General features: G+C 72.1%; 20 protein-coding genes. 12 read left to right on the top strand and 8 right to left on the bottom strand.

The window, feature by feature from the left end; all coding sequences use genetic code 11:
* Window positions 1-149 precede the first annotated feature (149 nt).
* From F4558_RS16930 to glgB, 3 genes are all read left to right on the top strand, one after another.
* Complete coding sequence (locus tag F4558_RS16930) at window positions 150-1,397, top strand: HNH endonuclease signature motif containing protein (protein ID WP_167945093.1); 1,248 nt, start codon at window positions 150-152, stop codon at window positions 1,395-1,397.
* A 435-nt stretch (window positions 1,398-1,832) separates the two neighbouring features.
* Window positions 1,833-3,932, top strand: coding sequence for an alpha-1,4-glucan--maltose-1-phosphate maltosyltransferase (locus F4558_RS16935; protein ID WP_167945094.1), 2,100 nt, complete (start codon window positions 1,833-1,835; stop codon window positions 3,930-3,932).
* On the top strand, window positions 3,920-6,022 hold the full coding sequence (gene glgB, locus F4558_RS16940) for a 1,4-alpha-glucan branching protein GlgB (RefSeq protein WP_167945095.1): 2,103 nt from the start codon (window positions 3,920-3,922) through the stop codon (window positions 6,020-6,022). Before F4558_RS16935 ends, glgB begins: the two co-directional genes overlap by 13 nt.
* Before the next feature lie 7 nt (window positions 6,023-6,029).
* Here glgB and F4558_RS16945 read toward each other — a convergent pair whose 3' ends face one another.
* Window positions 6,030-7,070, bottom strand: a complete 1,041-nt coding sequence (locus tag F4558_RS16945; protein ID WP_167945096.1) for an App1 family protein phosphatidate phosphatase — start codon at window positions 7,068-7,070, stop codon at window positions 6,030-6,032.
* A 115-nt stretch (window positions 7,071-7,185) separates the two neighbouring features.
* Between F4558_RS16945 and F4558_RS16950 the strand changes: the two genes are divergently transcribed.
* From F4558_RS16950 to F4558_RS16965, 4 genes are all read left to right on the top strand, one after another.
* Complete coding sequence (locus F4558_RS16950; RefSeq protein ID WP_376767529.1) at window positions 7,186-8,811, top strand: ArnT family glycosyltransferase; 1,626 nt, start codon at window positions 7,186-7,188, stop codon at window positions 8,809-8,811.
* Window positions 8,812-8,875: 64 nt separating this feature from the next.
* Window positions 8,876-9,673 carry a peroxide stress protein YaaA gene (gene yaaA / locus F4558_RS16955; RefSeq protein WP_167945098.1) on the top strand — a complete coding sequence of 266 codons (798 nt, stop codon included), beginning with the start codon at window positions 8,876-8,878 and terminating at the stop codon, window positions 9,671-9,673.
* Window positions 9,674-9,776: 103 nt separating this feature from the next.
* Window positions 9,777-10,469 (top strand): hypothetical protein, encoded by a 693-nt coding sequence (locus F4558_RS16960; RefSeq protein WP_167945099.1) that lies wholly within the window; start codon window positions 9,777-9,779, stop codon window positions 10,467-10,469.
* 82 nt (window positions 10,470-10,551) lie between these two features.
* A complete protein-coding gene (locus F4558_RS16965; RefSeq protein ID WP_053652711.1) occupies window positions 10,552-11,508 on the top strand; it encodes a TAXI family TRAP transporter solute-binding subunit in 957 nt (318 codons plus the stop codon).
* A 4-nt stretch (window positions 11,509-11,512) separates the two neighbouring features.
* On the opposite strand, the gene F4558_RS16970 is transcribed toward F4558_RS16965, so the two are convergent.
* The 3 genes from F4558_RS16970 to F4558_RS16980 form a co-directional block, all read right to left on the bottom strand.
* Complete coding sequence (locus tag F4558_RS16970; RefSeq protein WP_167945100.1) at window positions 11,513-12,949, bottom strand: sensor histidine kinase; 1,437 nt, start codon at window positions 12,947-12,949, stop codon at window positions 11,513-11,515.
* 9 nt (window positions 12,950-12,958) lie between these two features.
* On the bottom strand, window positions 12,959-13,615 hold the full coding sequence (locus tag F4558_RS16975; protein ID WP_053652713.1) for a response regulator transcription factor: 657 nt from the start codon (window positions 13,613-13,615) through the stop codon (window positions 12,959-12,961).
* A gap of 88 nt (window positions 13,616-13,703) precedes the next feature.
* Window positions 13,704-14,015 carry a hypothetical protein gene (locus F4558_RS16980; protein ID WP_167945101.1) on the bottom strand — a complete coding sequence of 104 codons (312 nt, stop codon included), beginning with the start codon at window positions 14,013-14,015 and terminating at the stop codon, window positions 13,704-13,706.
* Between the two features lie 103 nt (window positions 14,016-14,118).
* Between F4558_RS16980 and F4558_RS16985 the strand changes: the two genes are divergently transcribed.
* The gene (locus F4558_RS16985; protein ID WP_167945102.1) at window positions 14,119-14,457 is read left to right on the top strand and encodes a DUF952 domain-containing protein; all 339 of its coding nucleotides are present in this window, start codon (window positions 14,119-14,121) and stop codon (window positions 14,455-14,457) included.
* A gap of 53 nt (window positions 14,458-14,510) precedes the next feature.
* Here the strand turns inward: F4558_RS16985 and F4558_RS16990 are convergent, their stop codons facing one another.
* The 3 genes from F4558_RS16990 to F4558_RS17000 form a co-directional block, all read right to left on the bottom strand.
* On the bottom strand, window positions 14,511-16,274 hold the full coding sequence (locus F4558_RS16990) for a CDP-glycerol glycerophosphotransferase family protein (protein WP_053652716.1): 1,764 nt from the start codon (window positions 16,272-16,274) through the stop codon (window positions 14,511-14,513).
* Window positions 16,275-16,552: 278 nt separating this feature from the next.
* Entirely contained in the window at window positions 16,553-18,664 is a 2,112-nt protein-coding gene (locus F4558_RS16995) for a DUF6077 domain-containing protein (RefSeq protein WP_167945103.1), read from the bottom strand.
* Window positions 18,665-18,792: 128 nt separating this feature from the next.
* Entirely contained in the window at window positions 18,793-19,431 is a 639-nt protein-coding gene (locus tag F4558_RS17000) for a TetR/AcrR family transcriptional regulator (protein WP_167945104.1), read from the bottom strand.
* Window positions 19,432-19,610: 179 nt separating this feature from the next.
* Between F4558_RS17000 and F4558_RS17005 the strand changes: the two genes are divergently transcribed.
* The 4 genes from F4558_RS17005 to F4558_RS17020 all read left to right on the top strand — a co-directional run bounded on the left by F4558_RS17005 (window position 19,611) and on the right by F4558_RS17020 (window position 24,696).
* Window positions 19,611-20,507 (top strand): ABC transporter permease, encoded by an 897-nt coding sequence (locus tag F4558_RS17005; RefSeq protein ID WP_167945105.1) that lies wholly within the window; start codon window positions 19,611-19,613, stop codon window positions 20,505-20,507.
* A 4-nt stretch (window positions 20,508-20,511) separates the two neighbouring features.
* Window positions 20,512-21,321 (top strand): ABC transporter ATP-binding protein, encoded by an 810-nt coding sequence (locus F4558_RS17010; protein ID WP_157552259.1) that lies wholly within the window; start codon window positions 20,512-20,514, stop codon window positions 21,319-21,321.
* A 129-nt stretch (window positions 21,322-21,450) separates the two neighbouring features.
* Complete coding sequence (locus tag F4558_RS17015) at window positions 21,451-22,971, top strand: bifunctional cytidylyltransferase/SDR family oxidoreductase (protein WP_053652721.1); 1,521 nt, start codon at window positions 21,451-21,453, stop codon at window positions 22,969-22,971.
* 39 nt (window positions 22,972-23,010) lie between these two features.
* Complete coding sequence (locus tag F4558_RS17020) at window positions 23,011-24,696, top strand: CDP-glycerol glycerophosphotransferase family protein (protein WP_167945106.1); 1,686 nt, start codon at window positions 23,011-23,013, stop codon at window positions 24,694-24,696.
* A gap of 19 nt (window positions 24,697-24,715) precedes the next feature.
* Here F4558_RS17020 and F4558_RS17025 read toward each other — a convergent pair whose 3' ends face one another.
* Entirely contained in the window at window positions 24,716-25,462 is a 747-nt protein-coding gene (locus F4558_RS17025; RefSeq protein WP_053652723.1) for an alpha/beta fold hydrolase, read from the bottom strand.
* Window positions 25,463-25,528 lie beyond the last annotated feature (66 nt).

Consider the following 25,528-nt stretch of genomic DNA (forward strand, 5'->3'; position numbering starts at 1 on the left):
GTACGCCGTGACCACCCAAGCGCGGAAGGTGTCACCCGTACGGTCGAAGGGCCAACCCCGGACACCGCCACCTGAACGGATCCGTTGAGGGTCGCTGGTCGGTGTCGACAGCGCCCGGAATTGTCGTACACCTGTTCTAGTCTTTGTGGGTGATCGATGCGTTGGCGCAGGCAGAGGCCGCTGTGGCGGCCTGCCTCGACCGCGCCACCTGGGCCGCCGACGAGCAGGACCTCGTCGCCGCCCTGGACGCCGCCCACCGCTTGGAGCAACGCCTGGCCGCGGTCAAGCTGACCCTCGTGCGCGAGCTGGACGGTCGAGGCACCGCCACCGCGCAGGGTGCGTCCTCGACGGCGGTGTGGCTGCGCGACCGCCTGCGCCTCGGGGTCGGCGCCGCGCGCCGTCTGGTCGAGCTCGCCGCCCTGCTCGACGCCACTCCGGCCGGGGTGCGTGACGCGCTGGCCGGCGGGGCGGTCACCGTGGAACAGGTCCAGGTCATCGCCGACACGGTCAAGACCGTGCACAGCGCCGCCGGTGCGGAGGCCGCCGACAAGGCCGTCGGTGTCCTCGTCGACTGGGCCACGCAGTTCGACGCCGTCCTGCTGCGCAAGCTCGGCACCCGGATCCTCGACCACGTGGCCCCAGAGGTCGCCGACGCGGCCGCCGAGGCGGCGCTACGGGCACAGGAGGCGCGGGAGGCCCGCGACCGGCACGTGACAGTGAGCGAGCAGCCCGACGGGCGCCTGCGCCTCTCCGGCGTCCTCGACACCGAAGCCGCCGCCCTGCTGCGCACCGCCATCGACCCGCTGACCACGCCCTCCGGGCAGGACGACATCCGTTCTGCCGGGCAACGCCGCCACGACGCGCTCGCCGACGTGTGCCGGCTCGCCCTGCGTACCGGCGACCTGCCCGAGAACGGCGGTGACGTCGCCCAGATCGTCGTCACCACCAGCTACGACGGGCTGACACGGCTCCTGGGCAGCACCCTGGACCTCGGTCAGCAGCTCACCCCCGAGGCCGTACGTCGGCTCGCCTGCGACGCAGCGATCCTGCCCGCCGTCCTCGGCGGCGCCGGCCAACCACTCGACGTCGGTCGACAGCGACGCCTCATCAGCGGTCCGCTCCGTCGGGCACTCGTGTTGCGCGACGGCGGCTGCGCCTTCCCCGGCTGCGACCGCCCGCCACGCTGGTGCGACGGCCACCACATCCGGCACTGGGCCGACGGCGGCGACACCAGCGTGGCCAACGCGGTGCTGCTCTGCGGTCACCACCACCGCCACATCCACCGCGGCGACTGGGCCGTGCGTCTCGGCGGCGACGGCCACCCCGAGTTTGTTCCGCCGGCCTGGCTCGATCCGGACCAACTCCCCCGCCGCAACCACTACCACCGACGCAGATAGCGGACGACGCAGATAGCGGGCGACGCAGATAGCGGGCGACGCAGATAGCCGCTGCCCCCAGACCGCCACCGACGCATGGCCACCGACCCTGTCGGTCGCGAGGGCGCCGGGCTGCCTGGTCCACGGGGAACCCGACGGTCACGCCGAGGCGTGCGCCGCGGGCCGGGATGCCGCCTTGGCGACGGCGTCGGCCGAGATCGCCCGCCGCTGGCAGCAGGCCGGAACGCTGGCCGCCGACGCGGACCCGGACCAGGTCGGCGCGCGGCCCATCGGACAGGACCGCGCCAAAGGGCACCACCGCGCCACCCGACAGGACCGGCCCACCAGACGGCAGCGGGGGCCGACCGGACGTGAGACCGACCGCGGGCCCGGCCGCAGGGGGAGACAGGCTTGCTTGGCCGCGCGCGAGCCGATCTCGCACAGTAGGTTGGCGGGGTGACTGGACGGTTCCCGATCGAAGACGTCTCCCCCGTCGTCTCGTGCGGGCGGTACCCGGCGAAGGCGGTGGTCGACGAACCGGTTCCGGTGTCGGCACGCGCCTACCGGGAGGGGCACGACGCGCTGGGCTGCAACGTGGTGTGGGCCGGCCCGGACGGCGAAACCCGGCCGTTCACCCGGATGCGCCCCGGCGAGCCCGGCCAGGACCGCTGGCACGCCACCATCACGCCGGACGCCGTGGGCGAGTGGACGTTCTCCGTCGAGGCGTTCCAGGACCCGTATTTGACCTGGCAGAACGCGGTGACCAAGAAGATCGCCGCCGGGCAGGGACCGGCCGAGTTGGCCAACGACCTGGCCGAGGGCACGCGGGTGCTCGCCGCCGCCCGGGACCTCGTGCCGGCGAGCGACCGGCCCAGGCTCGCCGACGCGCTCACCGCGCTCGCCGACACCGACCTGCCGCTGCCGCAGCGGGTCGGGCCGGCGCTGAGCCTGGCCGACCTGCTCTGGGAGCACCCGGTGCGGGAGCTGGTGACGGCCGGTGAGGCGTACACCATCTGGGTTGACCGCAAGCGGGCGCTCTACTCGGCCTGGTACGAGTTCTTCCCCCGCTCCGAAGGGGCGGCGGGCGGCCGGTCGGGCACCTTCGCCACCGCGACCGACCGGCTGCCGGGTGTGGCCGCGATGGGCTTCGACGTGCTCTACCTGCCGCCGATCCACCCGATCGGCCGCATCAACCGCAAGGGCCGCAACAACGCGCTCACCGCCGAGCCCGACGACGTGGGCTCGCCGTGGGCCATCGGCGCCGCCGAGGGCGGCCACGACGCCATCCACCCCGACCTGGGTACGCCCGCGGACTTCCGCGCCTTCATCGAGGCGGCGGCGGCGCAGGGCCTGGAAGTCGCCATGGACCTGGCGTTGCAGTGCGCGCCGGACCACCCGTGGGTCACCGAGCACCCGGAGTGGTTCACCACCCGGGCCGACGGCAGCATCGCGTACGCGGAGAATCCGCCCAAGAAGTACCAGGACATCTACCCGGTCAACTTCGACAACGACCCCGAGGGCATCCGGGCCGAGGTGCTGCGGGTGGTGCTGCACTGGGTGGGCGAGGGCATCCGGATCTTCCGGGTGGACAACCCGCACACCAAGCCGTTCGACTTCTGGCACTGGCTGATCGCCGAGGTCAAGACCGTCGACCCGGACGTGCTCTTCCTGGCCGAGGCGTTCACCCGGTCCGCGATCATGCACGGGCTGGGCAAGATCGGCTTTACGCAGTCGTACACCTATTTCACCTGGCGCACGACGGCCGCGCAGATGCGGGAGTACTGCGAGGAACTGGTCGCGTCGGCCGACTACATGCGGCCGAACTTCTGGCCGAACACCCCGGACATCCTGCACGAGTCGTTGCAGCACGGCGGCCCGCCGATGTTCAAGATCCGGGCGGTGCTTGCCGCGCTGCTGTCCCCCTCCTGGGGTCTGTACGCGGGCTACGAGCTTTTCGAGCACGTGGCCCGACCGGGCGCCGAGGAGTACCTGGACAACGAGAAGTACGAGCTGCGGCCCCGCGACTGGGCCGCCGCAGAGGCGCAGGGCCGCTCGCTGGCACCGTTCCTGACCACCCTCAATCGGGTACGCCGGAACAACCCGGCCCTGCACCAGCTGCGCAACCTGCGGTTCCACGAGATCGACAACCCGGCGCTGCTCTGCTGGTCCAAGCACGACCCGGCGACCGGCAACACGGTGATCGTGGTCTGCTCGTTCGACTCGCGCGAGGTGCAGTGGGGCAACACGACACTGGACATGCCGGCGCTCGGCTTCGACTGGCACGAGCGGTTCACAGTGCACGACGAGCTGACCGGCACCAGCTACGACTGGGGTCAGCGCAACGCCGTGCGACTCGACCCGTACCTGCAACCGGCGCACGTGCTGACAGTGCGTCGCCCCACCCCGCCGACCACGCCGGAACCGGCGGGCGCCGAGCCGGCGGACCTCACCGTCGCCGAGGTGCCCGACGAGCTCTCCGGCGGCACCGCACCGACGACCCCGGCACCAGCCGCCCCGACCGACGCCGCCCCGAAGGACGCCCGATGGACCAGCTGATCACCGGCGCGACGCACGACCCGCACGCACTGCTCGGCGCGCACCCGACCGACTCCTCGACGACGGTCCGGACGATGCGCCGGGGTGCCGGCGACGTGGTGCTGCTCGTCGGCGACGAGCGCTACCCGATGAAGCGGGTGCACGACGTCGGCGTCTTCGAGGCGCAGGTCGACGGCACAGTGCTCGACTACCGGGTGGAGGTCGACGGGGCCGTCCACGACGACCCGTACCGCTACCCGCCGACCCTCGGCGAACTGGACCTGCACCTCATCGGCGAGGGACGGCACGAGCGGCTGTGGGACGCGCTCGGCGCGCGGGTCTTCGACGAGGGCGTGGCGTTCAGCGTGTGGGCACCCAACGCCCGGGGCGTGCGGGTGGTGGGCGACTTCACCGGCTGGGCGCCCGACGACGGGTGGCCGATGCGCTCGCTCGGGTCCAGCGGCGTGTGGGAGCTGTTCGTGCCCAATGCCCGCGTCGGCGCCCGCTACAAGTTCCGGGTCCTCGGCGCCGACGGGCAGTGGCGCGACAAGGCCGACCCCATGGCGGCGTACGCGGAGGTGCCGCCGGCCACCGCGTCGGTGGTGTACCACTCGACGTACCGGTGGAACGACGCGGACTGGCTGGCCCGACGCGCCGAGCGGCAGCCGCACCAGGAGCCGATGAGCGTCTACGAGGTGCACCTCGGCTCGTGGCGGCCCGGCCTGGGCTACCGCGAGTTGGCCGAGCAGCTCACCGCGTACGTCACCGAACTGGGCTTCACGCACGTGGAGTTCCTGCCCGTCATGGAGCACCCGTTCGGCGGTTCCTGGGGCTACCAGGTGACCGGCTACTACGCGCCCACGTCCCGCTTCGGCGACCCGGACGAGTTCCGCCACCTCGTCGACGAGCTGCACGCCGCAGGCATCGGCGTACTTTTGGACTGGGTTCCCGCCCACTTCCCCAAGGACGAGTGGGCGCTGGCCCGCTTCGACGGCACCCCGCTCTACGAGCACCCCGACCCGCGGCGCGGAGAGCACCCCGACTGGGGCACGTACGTCTTCGACTTCGGCCGCCGCGAGGTGCGCAACTTCCTGGTCGCCAACGCGCTCTACTGGTGCGACCAGTTCCACATCGATGGGCTGCGGGTGGACGCGGTCGCCTCGATGCTCTACCTGGACTACTCCCGCAACCACGGCGAGTGGGCGCCCAACAAGTACGGCGGTCGGGAGAACCTGGAGGCCATCGCGTTCCTGCAGGAGGTGAACGCGACGGTCTACAAGCACCACGCCGGCGTCGTCATGATCGCCGAGGAGTCCACGGCCTGGCCGGGGGTCACCCAGCCCACGGCCGAGGGCGGGCTGGGCTTCGGGTTCAAGTGGAACATGGGCTGGATGCACGACACCCTGCTCTACACCTCGAAGGACCCGATCTACCGCCAGCACCACCACCATCAGCTCACGTTCTCCCTGGCGTACGCCTGGAGCGAGAACTACGTGCTGCCGATCAGCCACGACGAGGTGGTGCACGGCAAGGGCTCGCTCGCCGGCAAGATGCCCGGCGACACCTGGCAGCGGCTGGCAAACGTACGGGCGCTGCTGGCGTACATGTGGGCGCACCCCGGCAAGCAGTTGCTCTTCATGGGCTCCGAGCTGGCCGACGACAGGGAGTGGAGCGAGGAACGCGGCCTCGACTGGTATCTGCTGCACGACCCCGCCCGCGCGGGCGTGCAGCGGCTCGTCGGCGACCTGAACCGGGTCTACCGGGACACGCCGGCGCTCTGGGCACAGGACACCGAACCGGCCGGGTTCCGCTGGATCGCCGGTGACGACGTCGCCAACAACACCGTGTCGTTCATCCGGATCGCCCCGGACGGCTCGACGCTGGTGTGCGTGGCGAACTTCTCCGCCCAGCCGCTGCACGACTACCGGATCGGCCTGCCGGCCGGCGGGACGTGGATCGAGGTGCTCAACACCGACGCCCACCACTACGGCGGGTCGGGCGTGGGCAACCTGGGCGCGGTGCACGCCGAAGACGTGCCGTGGCACGGAATGGTGGCGTCGGCGGCCCTCCAGGTGCCCCCGCTGGGTGCCGTGTGGCTCCGCAGGAACTGACCCGACGTCAGACCAGGCCGGCGTCGCGGAGCAACTGCCACAGCCCCGCGCCGTCCGGCGCGGACAGCCACTTCTGCCCCACCGGCCCCGCCGACGAGGCGCCCGCCGGGGCCGGCAGGCTACCGGCAAGCACCGCCTGGGTCGGGGAGAGCCTGCGGATCGCCACCCCGGCGACGTTCTCCGGGTGGGCGGCGGCGAACTCGCGGTAGATCTCCTGGTCGTGCTGGCCGTCGTCGCCGACAAGCAGCCACTTCACGTCGGGGAACTCCTTGGCCAGCCGCGCCAGGGTGCTGCGCTTGTGTTCCATGCCGCTGCGGAACCAGCGGTCGGCCGTCGGACCCCAGTCGGTGAGCAGCAGCGGCCCGGCCGGGTAGAGATGCCGGGAGAGGAACCGGGTCAGCGTCGGCGCGACGTTCCACGCGCCGGTGGACAGGTAGAACACCGGGGCGCCGGGGTGGGCGGTGACAAGCCGCTCGTAGAGGACCGCCATGCCGGGCACGGCGTTGCGGGCGTGCTCGTCGAGGACGAAGGTGTTCCACGCGGCGAGCAGCGGCCGGGGCAGCGCGGTCACCATCACCGTGTCGTCGATGTCGGACAGGATGCCGAACGTGACGTCCGGGTCGAGGATCCGCACCGGCGCGTCGACCGGCTCGGCGTCGGGCACGCTGAGCCGCACCGAACCCCAGCCGGGCGGCAGATCGGCCTCGACGAGCGTGTCGACGAAGCCACTGCGGTCGGCCTGCGCCTCACACCGCACCCCGCCGGCCTCGATCTGCACCGTGACGTGCTTGGCGGGCAGGGTCGTGAAGCTGCGCCAGCCGCGGACCTTGTCCAGGCGACCCCGCTGACGGGTGTCCGGACGGCCCAGCAGCACCCGGCACATCACGCGTACCCAACCGGGGCGGCCGTAGCCGGCGTACGCGACGATGTTCATGCGCCAGCCGGTGCGCCGCAACCGGCGCTCCACGAGCTGGTGCACGGCGTCCTCGATCCGCGCGGCCCGGTGCAGGTTCGGCACGGCCAACTGGCCGGCGGGAGTGGGTGGCACCCGCCAACCCTGCCACACGTCGGCAGCAGCGGCCACGCGAGCGGGCCCGGCTGCGGCGATCCACCTCGGCGACCCCGGCGAACGTGAAACACTCCGTCGGAGCGACGACGGGGGCGTGGTCGTGTCACATCCAGAGCTGCACCGTGGGCGGTGGCGTCCGCGACTCGACCGGCCGGCGCTCGTCGCGCTGCTGTTCGGGCTGATCGGCGTCGGGTACCGGCTGGTCCTCACGCTGTACACAGTGCCGTCGTCGAACAGTGACGAGGCGACCTTCGGGCTGGCCGCCCTGCACATCGGGCAGGGTCGGGAGCGCCCGGTCTTCCTCTACGGCCAGCACTACATGGGCATGCTGGAGTCGTATCTCGCCGCGCCGCTGCTCGCGGTGACCGGGCCGAGCTGGCCGGTGCTGCGGCTGCCGATGCTCGCCCTGTACGCGGTGTTCCTCTACCTGATCTACCGGCTCACCCGACGCATCTGCTCACCGTGGTTCGCCGTCCTCGTCGTGGGCCTGCTGGCGCTCGGGGCGGAACGGGTGGTGCGCGACCAGCTCACCGTCGTCGGCGGGCGGCCGGAGGTGAAGCCGGCGGTGCTGCTGATGCTGCTGATCACCGTGGGGCTGGCCGCCGGGACGGTACGCCACCGCCGGCTGGCCGTCGCCCTGTTCGGCCTGCTCGTCGGGCTGTCCGCCTGGTCGGACTGGCTGATCCTGCCGTACCTGGCGGTGGCCGGGCTGGCGCTGGTCTGGGCGCTGCGGCGGGACCTGCTCGGCTGGTCCGGTCTGCTGCTGGTGGCGGGCTTCGCCGTCGGCGTGGCACCGATGCTCTGGGACAACCTGCGGGCCGGTCCGGGCGAGGACTCCCTGTCGGTGTTCCGGCAGGTCAGCACCAAGGCCGGCCCGATGCCGCAGTGGTCGGAACGGATCCGGGGTGGCCTGTTGGAGGGGGTGCCGCTGGCGCACGGGCTCTGCCCGGTGGACGGCTGCGGCCGCTGGCAGCAGTGGTTCGGGCTGCTCTACCCGGTGCTGCTGGTGGCCACCGCCGTGCTCGCGGTGCTCGCGTACCGCCGGGCCACGAACACGCCACGCGGCACGCGGGTCGGGCCGGTGGTGCACCTCGCGCTGGTCGCCGGCGCGGCGTTGACACTGCTGTCGTACGTACGCAGCCCCCTCGCGGCGACAAGCCCGTTGGACAACGCCCGCTACCTGTCGGTGCTGCAACTGTCGCTGCCGGCGGTGCTCTGGCCCCTCTGGCTGGCGGCGGTCGCCGCCTGGCGGGGCACTGTGGGCGCGCTCGGCCGGCTCATCGGCGCGCTGGCCACCGCCGCACTGGTCGCGCTGACGGTGACCACGCTCGTGGTCACAGTGCTCTTCGCGACCACCGGCGTCGCCGCGCCCAGGACCGAGGAGCGCCAGGCCCGGGAGTTGGCCGCCGCGTTGCGCGCCCACGGCCCCCACGAGGTGTACGGGGACTACTGGACCTGCAACCGGCTGGTGTTCAACACCGACGAGACGGTGGTGTGCGGGGTGCTCGACGGCGACCTGTCCCCCGGGCAGAACCGCTACCGGCCGTACTGGCGGCAGGTCGGGCGGTCCGAGCGGCCGGGCTATGTGGTGGAGGCCGACTCGCCGATGGACCGGAGGCTGCGCCACCTGCTCGCCGACCGGCCCGACTCCGCACCCGTGCGCGAGGTCGGTGGCTATCGCGTGTACCACCCCGACACCCCGGTACGGCCCTGGCGGTAACGACGGGTCGTACGCTGGCCGGGCCGGCGCGTGGGGCGCCGTACCGCCCGTCGAGGAGACCCCGATGCTCATCCTGCTGCCGCCCTCGGAGGGGAAGGCCGACGCCGGCACCGGACGACGGTGGAACCCGGACAAGCTCTCGCTGCCCGAGCTGAACCCGGCCCGCGAGCGCGTTCTCGACGCGCTGGTGACGCTCAGCGACGGGCCGGACGAGGAGGCGGCCCGGGCCGCGCTCGGCCTCAGCGAGGGCCAGCGCGGCGAGCTGCGCCGCAACGCCCGACTGCGGGTGGCCGCCACCGCGCCGGCCGCGCAGATCTACACAGGTGTGCTCTACGAGGCGCTGGACCTGGCGTCGCTGCCGGCGGAGGCGCAGCGGGCGGCACGCCGGTCGATCCTCGTCAGCTCCGGGCTGTGGGGCGCGGTACGTCTCGCCGACCGGATCCCGCCGTACCGCTGCCCCATCGGCGCGCGCCTGCCCGGCATCGGGGCGCTGTCGGCGTACTGGCGCGGGGAGCTGGCGTCGGTCCTGGCCGGCGCGGCAGGCAGAGGCCCGGTGCTGGACCTGCGCTCCGGCGCGTACGCGGCGACCTGGACGCCCCGCGGCGACCTGGCCGAGCGGACCGTCACCGTGCGGGTGTTGCACGAGCGCGACGTCGACGGTGCGCCGGTCCGTTCGGTGGTGAGCCACTTCAACAAGGCCACAAAGGGTCGACTGGTCCGTGACCTGCTGCTCGCCGGGGCCCGGCCACGAACCGCCGCAGGGCTTGTCGAGGTGCTGCGCGAGCTGAAGTACACAGTCGAGGAGGAAGCACCCACCGCGGGCCGAATGCGGCAGGTGGACCTCGTTGTCACCGACCTGTAGGGGCGGCTGCCGCAAATTTTCCTCAAGGCTGGGCGGCAACGGTTCCGCAACGGCCCTGCAGACGCCACGGTAGGGGAACCCAGACTCCGACGAGGGAGCCCCGTTGGCCCGCGATCCCGCTCTGCTCGAACGGCCCCGCCCACCGGTGACAACACCACCTCCGCTGGACTGGCTGACCCTGGGCGACGCGTTCGAGGCCGCCTGCCTGCTGCGCTGCGCGGCACCGCCCACCACCACCCGGCCGGCTGCCGCGCTCCCCTCGCACTCACCGTATGTGGAATTCAACAGGGAGGACGCCGCCCAGCGGATGCGGCAACTGCTCGGCCGCCTCGACATCCCCGTCACCCAGGAGGTGGCCGTCGGCGGTCTGCGCCGCCGCTACGAACTGCACCGCCTCGAGGTGTCCCCGGCGCACCGGGGCTCGTACACCCGGCTCATGAACGCCGGCTGGTGGCAGGGCCGACGGGAGCTGCTGGGCGGTCCCCTGCCGGGCGCCTCGCCGGCCCGTCGGCTGTGGGTGTCCCGGCTCGCGGCGGCGGCGTGGCGGTCGGCGCTGCTGGCCGGCGGGCGACACGTGCGGCGGCACATCCTCGGCGTACGGATCACCGACCGGGAGTTGGCCGCCGTGCTGGTCCGAGGCGCGGCCGTGTTGGACGTGCCGGCAGTGCTCCGCGCGGGTACCGGTTGCTGCCTGGTGAGCGTGGCCGACGGCCCGGACCGGGAGCGCATCCTGCGGAGTGCGTCGATGGAGGCGGCTCGCGGCACGGTGTCGGAGGTGACACTCCGCGCCGGCTGAACCGGGCAACGCCGCGCCGCCGTGCCGACCGGCCGCCGGGACGAGCTTGCGCACCGCCGCTCGACGGCGCACAGTGCACCGCGTGAGTCGTACCTCGTCGGGCCGGGTCGGTCACCGCCGCGCGGGAACGGCCGCGCTGTTGCTGATCGCGGCCTTCCTTCCCGCAGGCTGCCGGGAGGCCCGCGCCGAACCCGTGGCCATCCGCATCGCCACCGGCAGCCCCACCGCCGTCTACCACGCGTTCGGACAGTCCCTGGCGACCATCCTCAACCGGGAACTGCCCGGGGTACGGGCCACCGTGGTGGTCACCGCCGCCTCGGCGGAGAACGTCCGCCTGGTCGGCTCCGGTGCGGCCGAACTGGGCTTCACGCAGGCGGACGTGCTGCCCACCAACCCGGCGGACGTCCCGTTGGTGGACGCGGTCGCCCGGGTGTACGACGACCAGTTGCACCTGGTCACTACCGACGGCGGGCCGGTCCGCACGCTCCAGGACCTGCGCGGCCGGCGGGTCTCCGTGGGCGCACCCGGCTCCGGTACCGAGATCACCGCCATGCGACTGCTGGAGGTGGCCGCGCTCGGCGGCCCCGACGGAGTCCACAGGGAGCGTCTCGGGCTGGACGACTCGGTGGCCGCGCTGCGCTCCGGACGCATCGACGCGTTCTTCTTCTCCGGCGGTCTGCCGGTGCGGGGCATCGATGACCTGGCTGGGCAGAGAGCCACCCGGATCGTGGACCTCGGTGAGTGGACCGAGCTGCTGCGCGTCCGCTACGGGCAGGTCTACGTCTCCCGGGACATCCCCCGCTCCGTGTACGGCGTGATGTCCGTGACCACGGTGGCCAACCCGAACTATCTGATCGTCCGGGCCGACCTGCCGGAACGCCTGGTGCGGGAGGTGACCCGGCTGCTTATGGAACGCCGGACCGAGCTGGCCGCCGCGCATCCGGCGGCGGGGCGGATGAGCCCCCGCTCGGCGATCGCCACCGCCCCGCTGTCGCTGCACCCCGGTGCCGCCGCCTGGTACCGGGCGGCGAAACCCTGATTCGCTACCGCGCCGGGGTGGGCCGCAGGTCGACCGCCAGGTCCTCCTCGTCCACAGCGTCCGCAGGCGGTACGGGTGCGGGCGCTGGAAACCACAGGCCGGCAACGAGCCCCTGCGGCTTTCCCGACCGCATGGTGAGCCGACCGTCGGACGCGTCCACAAGCACGGCGACGATGGTCAGGCCGAGCCCGGCGCCGTCGACGTTCTGCGCGTCCGGCGCCCGCCAGAACCGCTCGGTGGCCTGACCGAGCTGACTCTCGGTCATCCCCGGGCCGGTGTCGCGCACCTCCAGGGCCACCCCCTCGTCCTGGTACGCCACCGCCACCGTCACCACCCCGCCTGCCCCGCTGAACTTCACCGCGTTGTCGATCAGGGCGTCCAACGCCTGGTCGACGGCGGTCGGCACGGTCAGGGCGTACGCCGGAGCGTCCGTCACGGCGAGCCGCAGTGTGACCGACTCACGCCGGGCCAGCGGCGTCCACGCGGCCACCCGGGACGCGGCCACCGCGGCGGCGTCCACCGTGACCCGCTCGTTCTCCTCGCGTTCGGCCCGGGCCAGGGTGAGCAGGGCGTCGAGCACCAGCGCCAGCCGGTCGGTCTCCTCCAACGCCAACCGGTGCTCGGAGCGCCCGTCGGGGTCGGTGAGGCTGGGCCCGAGCTCCTCCACCCGCAGCCGCAGCGCGGTGAGAGGATTACGCAGCTGGTGGCTGGCGTGCGCGACGAACGCGCGCTGCCGGTCCATCACGTCGGACACCACGTCGGCCATGTGGTTGAAGCTCGTCGCGAGCCGGCGCAGCTCCGGAGGGCCGAGCCGGTGCTGCACCCGGGCACGCCGGTCACCCTCGGCGATCTCGTGGGTGACCGCATCCAGCTCGGTGACCGGGCGCAGCACCCACCCGGCCAGCCCGAACGCCGTGAGGACACACGCCAACACCACGAGCAGGCCTGCCACGGCGAGCAGCAGCCACCAGGTGACGACGGCCCGTCGGATCTCGTCGGCCGGCGTCACGATCACCACCGCGCCGAGCACCTCGCCGCCGTCGTTGATCGGCACCGCCACCACCACCGGGCCGGTCGACCAGGGCCACACCAGATCGGGGTCGCTGACCTGCTGGCCGGACAGCGCGGTGTCCAGGACCGTTGAGGTATCGGCGGCCTGCCAGAGCGCCGAGCCGACCACGATGTCCCGGTCCCGGTCGACGACGGCCGCGCCGATCCCGTACAACTCGTCGTAGCTGCGCAGCTCCGCAGCGATCGGGCCGGGCACGCCGCCGCGCAGCGCCGGCCCGGCCAGCGAGGCGAACCGGGTGGCGTCGGCGAGCCGGTCGGCGCGGACCCGCTCGGTCTCCCGACTGGCCAGGGTGATGGCCAGCGGGCTCTCCAACGCGACGAGGACGAGCACCATCAACAGGAGGTAGCTGATCACCAGTCGACGGCGCACGGCAGCCCCTCACGCATCGCGCAACCGGTAGCCGACCCCGCGTACCGTCTCGACCAGGCGCGGGTCGCCCAGCTTGCCGCGCAACGACCCGACGTGCACCTCGACGGTGTGCCGGTCGGCCCAGGTGGTGCCCCAGGCGTCGAGCAGGATCCGGTCGCGGGGCACCGCCACCCCCGGCTGGCGGGCCAGCGACAGCAGCACGTCGAACTCCTTGCGGGTCAACGTGACAGCACGCCCCTCCACGGTCACCGCGCGGGCAGCCACGTCGATGCGTACCGTCCCCGCCTCGATGAGGTGCCGCTCGGGGGCGGCGTTCGCGGCCCGTCGCAGCACCGCCTCGATCCGCGCCTGCAACTCGACCATCGAGAACGGCTTGACCACGTAGTCGTCGGCGCCCAGGCGCAGGCCGAGCACCCGGTCGCGTTCCTCGCCCCGCGCTGTCACCGCGATGATGCCGAGCTGGTTGCTGCGCCGCCGCAACTCCCGGCACAGGTCGGTGCCATCTCCGTCGGGCAGGGTCAGGTCGAGCAGCACCAGGTCGCACGGGGCGGCGGAGAGCGCTGCGGCGACGGTGGCGGCGTGCTCGACCTCGTAGCCGCGGCGGGTGAGGGCGGAGGAGAGCGCTGCGGCCACCCGACGGTCGTCCTCCACCAGCAGGATCCGCACCCGTGCCCTCCATCCCTCGCAGCGCCGTCCTGCGAATGGTCGCAGAAGGGCATTGCGAGCGGGAGGGCCGCCTCCCGGCCGCCCGCGATCAGAGACCGAAGACGTCGTCGGCGACAGCGTCCCGGACGCCGTCGGCGAAGCCCCGGAACCCCGGATCGTCGTGGCGGGCCGGCACGCTCGTGACCTCGACTCCGCTGGCCTGGGTGACCGCGTCGACAAGAGGTGGGTAGTCGATCTCGGCGTCGTTGAAGGCGTCGTCGTCCGCCTCGGCCAGGTTGATCACATGCTGCACGTCGTCGGACGGGGTGTCCGGGTCCTCGGCCCACTCACCGCCGGCCCGGTAGCACTCGTCGTACAGCGCACGCTGGGTGTCGGTCCAGTCGTCGTCGTAGCTCGCCATCGTCCATCCCTCCACGGCCGCTCCACCTGAGCATGCCGGGCCGCGACCGGCGTCGGCGGCGGTACGGCCGAAACGCGCGTACCGGCCAACGTAGGCTGCGGAGATGATCTACAAGCTGTTGCCGACAGTCGAGTGGGACGATGCCCGGGCCTCCGGCAGCTTCACCGGCTCGGCCGTGGACCGGCAGGACGGTTTCATCCACCTGTCCGCCGCCGACCAGGTGGTGGAGACAGCCCGACGGCACTTCACCGGCGCCACCGGGCTCACACTGCTCAGCGTCGACGAGCAGCCGCTGGGCGACGCGCTGCGCTGGGAGCCGTCGCGGGGCGGGCAGTTGTTTCCGCACGTGTACGGCCCGCTGCCGGTGACGGCGGTGGTGGCGGCGCAGGCGTTGCCGGCGGACACTCCGGTCGCCGACGCGGTGGCCGCGCTGCTCGGCTGACACGACAGCGCCCGGTCCGACAGGTGTCGGGCCGGGCGCGGGTCGTCGTACGGTCAGCGGCAGAGGCGGGCGATCTCCTCCTGGAACCGGTCCATCGGGTTGGCCTCGGCGGGCCCGAGCAGGTAGGTCTTCAGCTCCCGGCGCGCCTCGGTCATCGGGTCGTCGCCGGCCCGGGTCACCGTCACGATCTTCTCCAGCTCACCGCAGTCCCTGGAAAGCAGGTACGCGGCCCGAGCCGTCGGGTACTGCCTGCGGAATTCGTCCTCCGGCAGGCCGGCGGGGTTGGCCACCACGTACGGCCGCTGGCTCTGCACGAAGTCGGAGACCACACTGGACACGTCGCTGATCAGCAGGTCGGTCTGGTTGAAGCAGTCGAACAGCGCCGGCGTCCGGCCGGTCACGACCAGGTGCGCGGTGCCGTCCAGGGAGGCCGCATCCGGGTTGCCGCCGGCGGCGCGGATGGCCGCCACCACGCGCTCGTGCACGGCCCGGGCCGCCTTGGAGCGCGACCCGGTGAGCGGGTGCGGCTTGTAGATCAGGCGCAGCCGGGGAGTCGTGGCCAGCAGCCCCTTGACGATCCGCTCACCCATCAACACCAGCGAGGTGTGGTACGGGTCGTCGTCGAGCCAGCCCTCCCAGGTGGGGGCGTAGAGCACTGTGAACGGCCGGTCCACCGACTCGGCACCGAAGGTGTGCACACCGGCGAGCTGCGGCCGGCCGATCTCGACGATGTCCGAGTCGAGCACCCCCACCCCGGCCCGGGCGTACCGCTCCCGGCCCGCCAGACCGGCGACCCAGACCTCGTCGTACACCTTGCTGTAGGGGTTGACGCTCGCCTGCTTGTCGCTGTCGCCGTGCCCGACGAAGATGTGCTTCGTGCCCGGCTCGCGGAGCATGTGGATGTTCGCGCCGACGTTCGCGGCGTAGAGCGCCACACGGACGCTGCCGAGTTCGAGGTTCATGAAGTCCACCCCGGCCGGTACGCAGATCACCGGAAGCCGGGTGTCGGCGAGCTCGGCGAACGCCTCCTTGCTGCGGAGCAGGACCACAGCGCGCTGGTTGAGCGCCTCGGTCGGCGCGAGCCACATGTTGGCCTGGTAGACGTCCTTGGCGGGCCCCGCGAAGTAGAGCGCCACCTCGGGCTGGTTGGTGTCCAGCCAGCGCTGCACGGCGGCCATCAGCGTGCCCTGGCCGGCTTTCTGGCCCCGACCGCGCAGCCAGGTCAGCGCCACGATCGCACCCACCACACCGGTCGCCGCGACCGCCACCGCGCCAGCGACGAAGAACGGCGTCGGATCGTGCTGCACCGCGGCGGCCACGGCGGCCGGCACCAGCAGCAGGTTGAGCAGGGGCATCCGGTCCCCGGCGACCGCTGCCGCCCAGGCCGGCGGCTGGGGGGCGGCGCGCAGCGGGCCCAGCTCGATGTTGCGCACCATTGCCGAGAGCGGGTTACGACGCTCGATCATTGTGGAGAACGCCCCGGCGAAGACCGACACGACCCACACCGCGGCAGGCAGCGCCAGCAGCAGGGTCAGCTCTCCGCCACTGAAGCGCACCTCGGCGGCGACCAGCAACACGGCCGCGAGGTCGCGGGTCAGCTGCCGGTACGACCAGTGCAGGCCGACCTTCTCCAGGAGCAACTGCGAGGACGGTGACCAGCGGGCGACGGCGAACTCGCCGAGGATGGCTGCCAGCCCGGCGACGGCGAACAGGCCGACCCAGCCGAATACGCCACCGACGAGCATGAGCAGATAGGTCAGCACCAGCAACGCGCTGTATGCGGCCACTCCGAGGCGGCCTGTCAACGTGCCGAACAAAGAGTTCGCTCCCTACGATTTTCCAGGACGGGCCGGAGCCCTCGGTGGGTCGACGGCACTCCCCATCGCGCACGGGCGACCATGCCCAGGGGCGCGGCAGGTCACGGCGGCTGTGGTCCGGATTCCCGTGCGACGGCCGGCAGCGCGTGACTGCGACCTTAACGCGAGGGGACAAGGAGGCGTCGCTCGGGTATCCACCATCATTTCGGTCAAAGCTCGTACCTCGGCCGGCCGGGCCCCGCAGCAGGGCCCGGCCGAACCGATCGACGATGCTGCTCTCAGCCGACCCGCCGGAAACAGGTCGTCGCGCCGGGTGCCCGCCGCTTCGCGAACTCCTGGTAACCGAGCTGCGGCGCCATCTCACGGGCGTACTGGTTTCCGTTGTAGACACAGATGGTGCCCACGTCGAGCCGGTCGAGCGCCGGTGCCAGCTCGGTCGACGTCGGCTTCTCGGTGCCGTCGGCGAAATCGGCGAGCAGCAGCCGGTCCTTGGCGAACTGGGATTCGAGGTCGTACTCGACGAGGTAGAAGTCGCGGGGCAGGACGACCCGGACCTCGCTGGTGACGATAAGGGACGCCCGCATGATCGTCTTCGGGGCGAGCAGCAGTCCCGGCGGCCGTTCCAGCCCCTTGATCCAGAAGGCGATGGACTGGCGCTGCTGGGGCAGCTTCCAGGTGGGCCGGTCGTGCACCTCGACCCAGCTCGTCGCCGACCACATCGGGGTGGCGAAGATGGCGAACGAGGCGACCAGCGCTGCCGCGAGCCCGCCCGCCGCCGCGCGTCGCAGCAACGGCGTGGGCGCCGGCACCCGCACCGTGCAGAGCAGCCCGATCAGCGTGGGCAGGGCGAGCAACCACGGCACACGCCACAGCACCACCGAGATGCCGCTCAGCGCGCTCAGCGTCTCCAGCACACCGGGAACGAACAGCACGCTCAACGCGAGCGTCGCACCGGCGGTGAGCAGCGCGGGCGTACGTCGACGGGCAAGCAGCGGGCCGCACCAGAGCGCCAGGCCGCTGATCACCCCGACCACGCCGACCGTCAGCGTCCGCTTGTAGGTGTAGGCAGCGTCGAAGAAGGCGTCGTCCGCGCCGTCCGCGCTCAGCCCGCCGAGGACCAGGCGGGACACCACGAGCGAGCCGATCGGGTACGCGAGCGCCGCCACGCCCGCCACGACTGCGGCCTTCCACCGCCCGACCAGCAGCATGGCGAAGCCTGCGGCGCCGACCAGCATCGGCAGGATGATCGCGGCAGTGGTGGTGAGGCCGATCGCGGTGATCGAGAGCGCCACGATGAGCACCAGGCTGCGCCGGGACCGGGTGTCGAACCACTCGGTCAGGTAGAGCCACATCAGCGGGATGACGGCCGAGACGAACATGCCCTTGCCCTCGTAGAGGCGGGGCAGGTGGAACGTGCCCAGCGCGGCGTCCCCGCCGACGACCAGGTAGAGGTACGCGATGGCCACGGTGAAGGCCAGCACCGGACGGCGCGGGGCCCACCTGTGGGTCAGCCGCCACAGCGCCAGCACCGCGAGCACCGCCAGGATCGGCAGCATCAGATACCAGGTGGCCGACGCGGCGTGGATGCCCAGCACGTTGCCCAGCGCGCCGTTGAACACCTCGATCGACGGGATGGGCGGCTGCGAACCCATCGCCGGCAGGACGTTCTCGGAGAACAGGAAGTCGTTGAGCGGGATGAGATCCCGCTCGGCGATCCAGACCGACTTCCCGACGTAGTAGACGTCGTCGGGCGTGTTCCGGGCCAGGAAGAACGAGGAGATCGCCACCAGCACCGACACGACCAGCGCGTACGCCGACTGCGCCGCGGTCGGCGCCGGCCCGATCGACGTGGACGTCGGGCCAGCCAGCCAGACCCGGCGCAGCAGCAGGATCCCCCCGATGGCCGCGAGCAGGCCGAACACCGCCGGAATCCACCAGGAGACGCCAGCGCCGGTGCCGATCACACCGGCGGTGAGCGCGGCCACCCCGGCGGCGACGAGCACGCCGATCAGCAGTCGGCGGTCGACGGCGGGTCGCGTGTCGGTCGAAGCGACAGGTTCGGGCTGTTCACTTCCCGCTCCGGTGGCGGCCGGGCGACGGCGGGCGCGCACCAGCGCCACCACAGCGAGCACCACGCAGGCGAGCAGCCAGATCCGGAAGGTCACCGACGGACGCAGGGCGAAGATGAAGGCCGCGTGATAGATCACGGTGAAGAGCGCGAACGCGACAACGGCGCCATCGGTGAGCAGCGCCGGGGCGGCGGCCACCAGCGCGCGTACCCGCGCTGCCGGGCTTCGGTCGGGGCCGACGGCCGGCCCGGGTGCCTGTGCGGACCGCGACGGTGGGTCCGAATCGGTGGGCGCGACGGCGATGCTGTCGACGTTGGCCACGGGCGTCCTTCTCGTCAGGGCGGGGATCAAGGGAGGTGTCGGCCTGGTGACGGCCAAGTGTCAAGGGGGCAGCCTAGCCGAGGCGAACGGGATGGTCGGCCCTCGCGCGGCGGGTGTCGCGCGGCCGCTCAGCCAGAGGCTGGCGCCACCCTCGGCTGCGGCAGGGAAACGCCCGCGCCGAGCGCGACGGCAACTGATTCGACAAGGTTGTCCAGGTAGCTGTCGGTGAGCGGCAGCCGGGCGATGGCGAGCCGCCAGTAGAGCGGGCCGACGATGAGGTCGACGGCGGCGTCCGGGTCGGTGTCGGCGGGCAGTTCGCCTCGCTGCACGGCCCTGGTGATCAGGCGACCGCCGATCTCCTGCTGACGGGCGTGCAGCACCTCACGCAAGGTCTGGTCGATGGCCGGATTGCGGGCGGCCTCGGCCAGCAGGTCCGGGATGATCTGCGACGCGAGGGGGTGACGCAGCGCGTGCGCCACCGCCTGGAACAGCACCGCGAGGTCGCCGCGCAGGGCGCCGGTGTCCAGCACCGGCAGTTTGCCGTGCGCCGCCGCGGCGACGAGTTCCACCACCAGGTCGAGCTTGGAGTTCCACCGTCGGTAGATCGCGGTCTTGCTGACGCCGGCCCGGCGGGCCACCGCCTCGATGGAAAGCCGGCCGTAGCCGACAGCGGCGAGCTCCTGCATCAGCGCGCGGCGGATGGCGGTGGTGATCTCGTCACGCAGCACCGCCGCGCCGGCAGGGGCACGCCTCTTTTCGGTCGTCACCAGAGACTCTTCTCGCAGGTCACGCCGACCAGCGTAGCGCAACGACGGTACGGTTGCGTCCCGACGTGTTTCGGACTACTGTCCTGGCAGCGACGAGGCGGCGCCCCGCGCACACTTCCCACTAGGATTCCATCGTCGCGAGCCACCCCGTCTGCACGAAAGATCGGAGCGCCATTTCCATGGCCACCCCCGCGCTGGTCGACCCCCACACGGGCCTGACCCAGGCGCAGCTGGCCGCTCGACACGGACTACGGGTCGCCGGTGAGCGCCCGTCCCTGGTCGAGTACAGCCGCCGACTGTGGGCCTACCGGCACTTCATCGCCGCGTACGCCAACGCCAAGCTGGTCGCCTCGTACAGCAATGCCAAGCTGGGCCAGCTCTGGCAGGTGCTCACGCCGCTGACGAACGCCGCCGTCTACTACCTGATCTTCGGGGTGGTGCTGGCGCAGAACGACCGGATCCCGAACTTCATCGGTTACCTGACGACCGGTCTGTTCATCTTCAACTTCACACAGAGCGCGGTGCTGGCGGGCACCCAGTCGATCAGCGGCAACCTCGGGCTGATCCGGGCGCTGCACTTCCCCCGTGCCAGCCTGCCGCTGTCCACCACTGTGACCCAGTTCCAGCAACTGCTGGCCTCGATGGTGGTGCTCATCGGGATCGTGCTCGTCACCGGCGAGCCGATCACGTGGAAGTGGCTGATACTCGTGCCGGCCCTGCTGCTACAGGCGGTGTTCAACGCCGGCGTGGTGCTGTTCGTCGCCCGCATGGGCTCCAAGGCGAGCGACCTCAAGCAGGTAATGCCGTTCCTCATGCGCACCTGGATGTACGGCTCCGGCGTGCTCTACAGCGTCAGCCTCTTCTCGCGGCTGCCCGGCTGGGCATCGACGCTGGTCCAGTACAACCCGCTGCTCGTCTACATCGAGCTGGCCCGCTACGCGCTGCTGGACGAGCCGCCGCTGCTCAACGAGTCGCTGACCCAGCTCTGGCTGGTCGGCGCCGGCTGGGCACTCGTGGCCGGCATCGGTGGCTTCATCTACTTCTGGCGCGGCGAACAGGAGTACGGCCGTGGTTGATTCCCTGCACGCCGCCAACGAGGCGACCGTCGCCCTGCCCGTGCTGACGCCGGAACGGATCCCCACAGTTGTGGTGGACGACGCGCACATCATCTACCGGGTGCACCAGGGCGCCGGTGGTGGCACCACGCCGGTGGCCGCGCTGCGCCGGCTGGTGAAGCGCACGAACGCGCCGAACATCCGCGAGGTGCACGCCGTCAAGGGCGTCTCGTTCACCGCGTACCGGGGCGAGGCGATCGGGCTGATCGGCAGCAACGGCTCCGGCAAGTCCACGATCCTGCGGGCCATCGCCGGCCTGCTGCCGGTCAACAGAGGTGCCATCCACACCCAGGGGCAACCGTCGCTGCTGGGCGTGAACGCCGCCCTGCTCAACGACCTGTCGGGTGAGCGCAACGTCGTGCTGGGCTGCCTGGCCATGGGCATGCATCCCGACGAGGTCGCCAAGCAGGCCCAGGGGATCATCGACTTCTCCGGGATCAACGAGCGGGGTGACTTCGCCAGCCTGCCGATGCGCACGTACTCCTCCGGCATGGCGGCCCGGCTGCGGTTCTCCATCGCCGCTGCCAAGAAGCACGACGTGCTGCTCATCGACGAGGCGCTCGCCACCGGCGACAAGGGCTTCCGCAAGCGCAGCGAGCAGCGGGTACGGGAGCTGCGCGAGGGTGCCGGCACCGTGTTCCTCGTCAGCCACCAGCTCTCCTCGGTGCGCGACACCTGTGAACGGACCCTCTGGCTGGAATCGGGCGTCCTGCGGATGGACGGCCCCACCGACGAGGTCATCCGGGCATACGAGGCGTACGCGAACAAGAAGTAGCACCGACGCGGCACCAGGGGGACCGCGCCGCCCGCGTTGGGGCGGCGCGGTCCGCGCGTTAAGGTTCATTCCGTCGCCGCTCGGGCGGAACCTTCCGTTAACGCATTCGACGAGAGTGAGGATCCGGCAATGACGCAGGACCAGACCACTGGCCCGGACGCCGCAACGGAGACCCCCGTACCCTGGCGGCCGTCGCGGACAGTGGCCGTGGTGCTGGCCGGCGGCACCGGGACCCGGCTGGGCCTCGGCATTCCCAAGCAGCTGCTGAAGATCGCCGGCAAACCGATCATCGAGCACACCCTCGCGGTCTTCGAGGCCGCGCCGGAGATCGACGAGATCATCGTGCTGATGGCGACCGGACACGTCGAGGACGCCCGGCAGATCGTCGAGAAGGCCGGCCTGCGCAAGGTCACCAAGGTGATCGAGGGCGGCGACACCCGCAACGCCACCACCCGGATCGCGCTGGACGCGGTCGGCCCGGCCGACTGCAACATCCTCTTCCACGACGCCGTCCGCCCGCTGCTCAGCGGCCGGATCGTCCGCGAGTGCGTCAACGCGCTGTGGACCTACGACGCCGTGGACGTGGCCATCCCGTCCGCGGACACGATCATCCAGGTGGACGAGAACGACTGCATCACCGACATCCCGGTGCGCTCCCGGCTGCGCCGCGGCCAGACCCCGCAGGCGTTCCGCTCCCCCACCATCCGTGAGGCGTACCGGATCGCCGAGGATGACCCCAACTTCGCCGCGACCGACGACTGCGGCGTGGTGCTGCGCTACCTGCCGGGCACCCCGATCAAGGTGATCGACGGCTCGGACGAGAACATCAAGGTCACCCACCCGGTCGACGTGCACCTGGCGGACAAGCTCTTCCAGCTCGCCGCGGCGCAGGCGCCCCGGCTGACCAACCACCGCAGCTACACCGAGGAGCTGACCGGGCGCACCATCGTGGTGTTCGGCGGCAGCTACGGCATCGGCCACGAGCTGACCGAGCTGGCCCGAGGCTACGGCGCCCAGGTCTTCCCGTTCAGCCGCTCCACCACCGGCACCCACGTGGAGCGCGCCGAGGACGTCGAGGCCGCCCTCAAGACCGCCTTCGAGGCCACCGGCCGGATCGACCACGTGGTGGTCACCGCCGGGATCCTGGAGCGGGGCGCGCTGGCCGAGATGGACGAGGAGACGATGGACCGGCTGTTGCAGGTCAACTTCGTCGGCCCGGTGACCATCGCCCGCCAGGCCCTGCCGTACCTCCAGCAGACCAAGGGTCAGCTGCTGCTCTACACGTCCAGCTCGTACACCAGGGGTCGGGCCCGCTACGCGCTCTACTCGGCCACCAAGGCCGCCCTGGTCAACCTGACCCAGGCGCTCGCCGACGAGTGGGCCGACGTCGGCGTCCGCGTCAACTGCATCAACCCGGAGCGGACCGCCACCCCGATGCGGACGCGGGCCTTCGGCGAGGAGCCGGAGCACACCCTGCTCGCCGCGGAGGCCGTCGCCCAGTCCTCGCTCGACGTGCTGGTCTCCGACCTCACCGGCCAGGTCATCGACGTACGCCGGGCGCCCGGCGACGGGCCGGCGCCGGCTGCCGTACCGGCCCAGTCCGGCGCGGGGCGGGTCGAGGTGTCGGCTGGCACGACCTCCGCAAGCTGACGCGGGTAGCGGAAGCGGGACGGCGGCGAACGGAGCGACATGCGCGGTGACCTGGTCCGAAAGTTGGCCGCCCGGTGCCTGAGCGTCGGCCTGGCCGTGCTGGCGTTCGTCGTGGTGGCGCTGACCGGCGCCACCGGTTGGGGGCTGGCGCTGGCTGTCGCCGCGCTGGCGGCGGCCGCCGCCGAACAGCGAGCCCGGCCCGGCGCCGACCTCGTGGCGGAGACCACGCTGATCGCCGCCGCCGTGCTGGTCGGCTACGCCCGACGGCTTGACGACGGGTTCGACCTGGCGCTCGCCGCCACCGCCCTGGTCCTGCTGGGGCTGGTGCTGCTGGTGGGGCCGCTGCGGACCGCCGGCAACCTGGAGATCCGGGCAGCCAACCTGCCGGTACGGACGTGGACCCCGCTGATCGCCGGTCAGCTCGGCACCGCCCTGCTCGGGCTGCTCGCCGTCGTGGCGGTGGCCGCCGCGCTCGCTCTGCCCGCCGTCGTCGCGCTGGCCGCCAGCCTCCTGGTGGGCGCCGGCGCCGGGGCTGTCGCGCTGGACCTGGCCCGGCGGCGGTTCCGGCCTGCCAGCGGTGGCAACCCGGTGGCTCGCGCACTGCGCCGGCACCAGCCGGAGTTCCTGCTGCACTTCTCCGCGCCGCCCGGCTCGGAATACCAGGTCACCATGTGGCTGCCGTACCTGGAGCGGATCGGCCGCCCGTTCCTGGTCATGGTGCGCGAGCCGGAGTTCCTCGCGCCGATCGCCGCGGCCACAAGCGCGCCAGTGGTCTACTGCCCCACCCTGCGGACCATGGACGAGGCGCTGGTGCCGAGCCTGCGCACCGCCTTCTACGTCAACCACGGCGCGAAGAACAGCCACTGCATCCGGTTCACCCAGCTCACCCACGTGCAGCTGCACCACGGCGACAGCGACAAGGCGCCCAGCGCCAACCCGGTCTCGGGAATCTTCGACCGGATCTTCGTGGCCGGTCCGGCGGCGATCGACAGGTACGCCCGCGCCGGCGTACAGATCCCCGCGGAGAAATTCGTCGTGGTGGGCCGCCCGCAGGTCGAGTCGATCCAGGTACGCCCGGAGCCGGCCGTCGGGCTGGCCCAGCCCACTGTGCTCTACACGCCGACCTGGACGGGGCACCACGCCGACGCCGACTACTGCTCGCTGCCGGTGGCCGAGGCGCTGCTGCGGCGGCTGCTGGCACGCGGCGCGACGGTGATCCTGCGGGCCCACCCGTACACGACGCAGAACCCGGCATCCGCCCGTCAGCTGGGCCGGCTCACCGAGCTGCTGGTCGCCGACCGGAGCCGCACCGGGCGACCGCACGTGGTCGGGGCTGCGGCCCGGGAGCTGAGCCTGACCGAGTGCGTCAACCGCTCCGACGCGCTGATCTCCGACGTGTCCGGGGTGATCTCGGACTACCTCTACTCCGGCAAGCCGTACGCCGTCACCGACATGGGCGACGAGGGCGAACGGTTCACCGAGAACTTCCCGCTTGCCGCGTCGGGCTACGTGCTGCGCCGGGACATGTCGAACGCCGACGAGGTGCTGACCGCCCTGCTCGACACCGATCCGCTGGCCGAGGCGCGCTGGGCGACCCGCAGGCGTTACCTGGGTGACTTCCCCGCCGAGTCGTACGCCGAGGCGTTCCTGACCGCCGCCCGCCGGGAGTTGGCGTCGACGGACCACTCGACCGAGCGGTCGACGCAGCTCACTCCGCTGGCCTGAACCAGAGGCGTGCCGAGCGTCAGCGGTAGGCGTCCAGCAGCGCCAGCACGGCCGCCGGGTCCTCCACGTGCGCGTTGTGCCCGAGCCCGGGCAGCGTGGCGACCGGCACCCCGTACTCCTTGAGCTGCGCGTCGGTGACCATCGTGTCGTGCTCGCCGCGCGCCAGCACCACCGGCACGTCGGTCGCGGCCAGGAGCGCGGCGAGATCGGGCTCCCCGACGGCGAACGCGCCAGTGTCCATCGCGAGGCGCCACCGGCCGTCGATCTGGCGCAGGCCGGCGTCCACCATCGGGTGGTCCGGCGGGACCAGGCCGGCAAGCCCCGCGACCCGCAGGTAGCGACGGGCCGCCTCGGACCGGCTGGCGAACCAACTGACCGGGCGGGCCGCTACGTCGGCGGCGCGGGTCAGCTCGTCCGGCGTCCAGACGGCCTTGATGCCGAGTCCCACCACGGCGTCCACGGGCGTTCCGGCGGCGCGGGCGGCCAGCGCCAGGCCGACGACCCCACCCAGCGAGTGCCCGAGGACCACGATGCGGTCGCCGGGCGCCAGGGCCTGGGCGATGCGGTTGGCGAAACCTTCGAAGGAGTACGTCGGCAGCGGCGCCGACCAGCCGTGGCCGGCGAGGTCGGGTGCCAGCCACCTGCCGGGCCAGTGCTGCTCCAGCAGTGGCGCCCAGGGCAGCCAGACGTCACCGGTAGCCCCCATGCCGTGCAGCAGAAGCAGGACCGGCCTACGGTCGGCGTGACCACCCGATTCATCCAGCACGGCCGCAGTCTCCCACGGTTCACAGCCCACGACGAGAGCCGTCGCCGCCCTGGCCCGGCGTCGACG

Origin of the sequence: Micromonospora profundi (assembly GCF_011927785.1) — a bacterium.
Classification (GTDB): Bacteria; Actinomycetota; Actinomycetes; order Mycobacteriales; family Micromonosporaceae; genus Micromonospora; species Micromonospora profundi.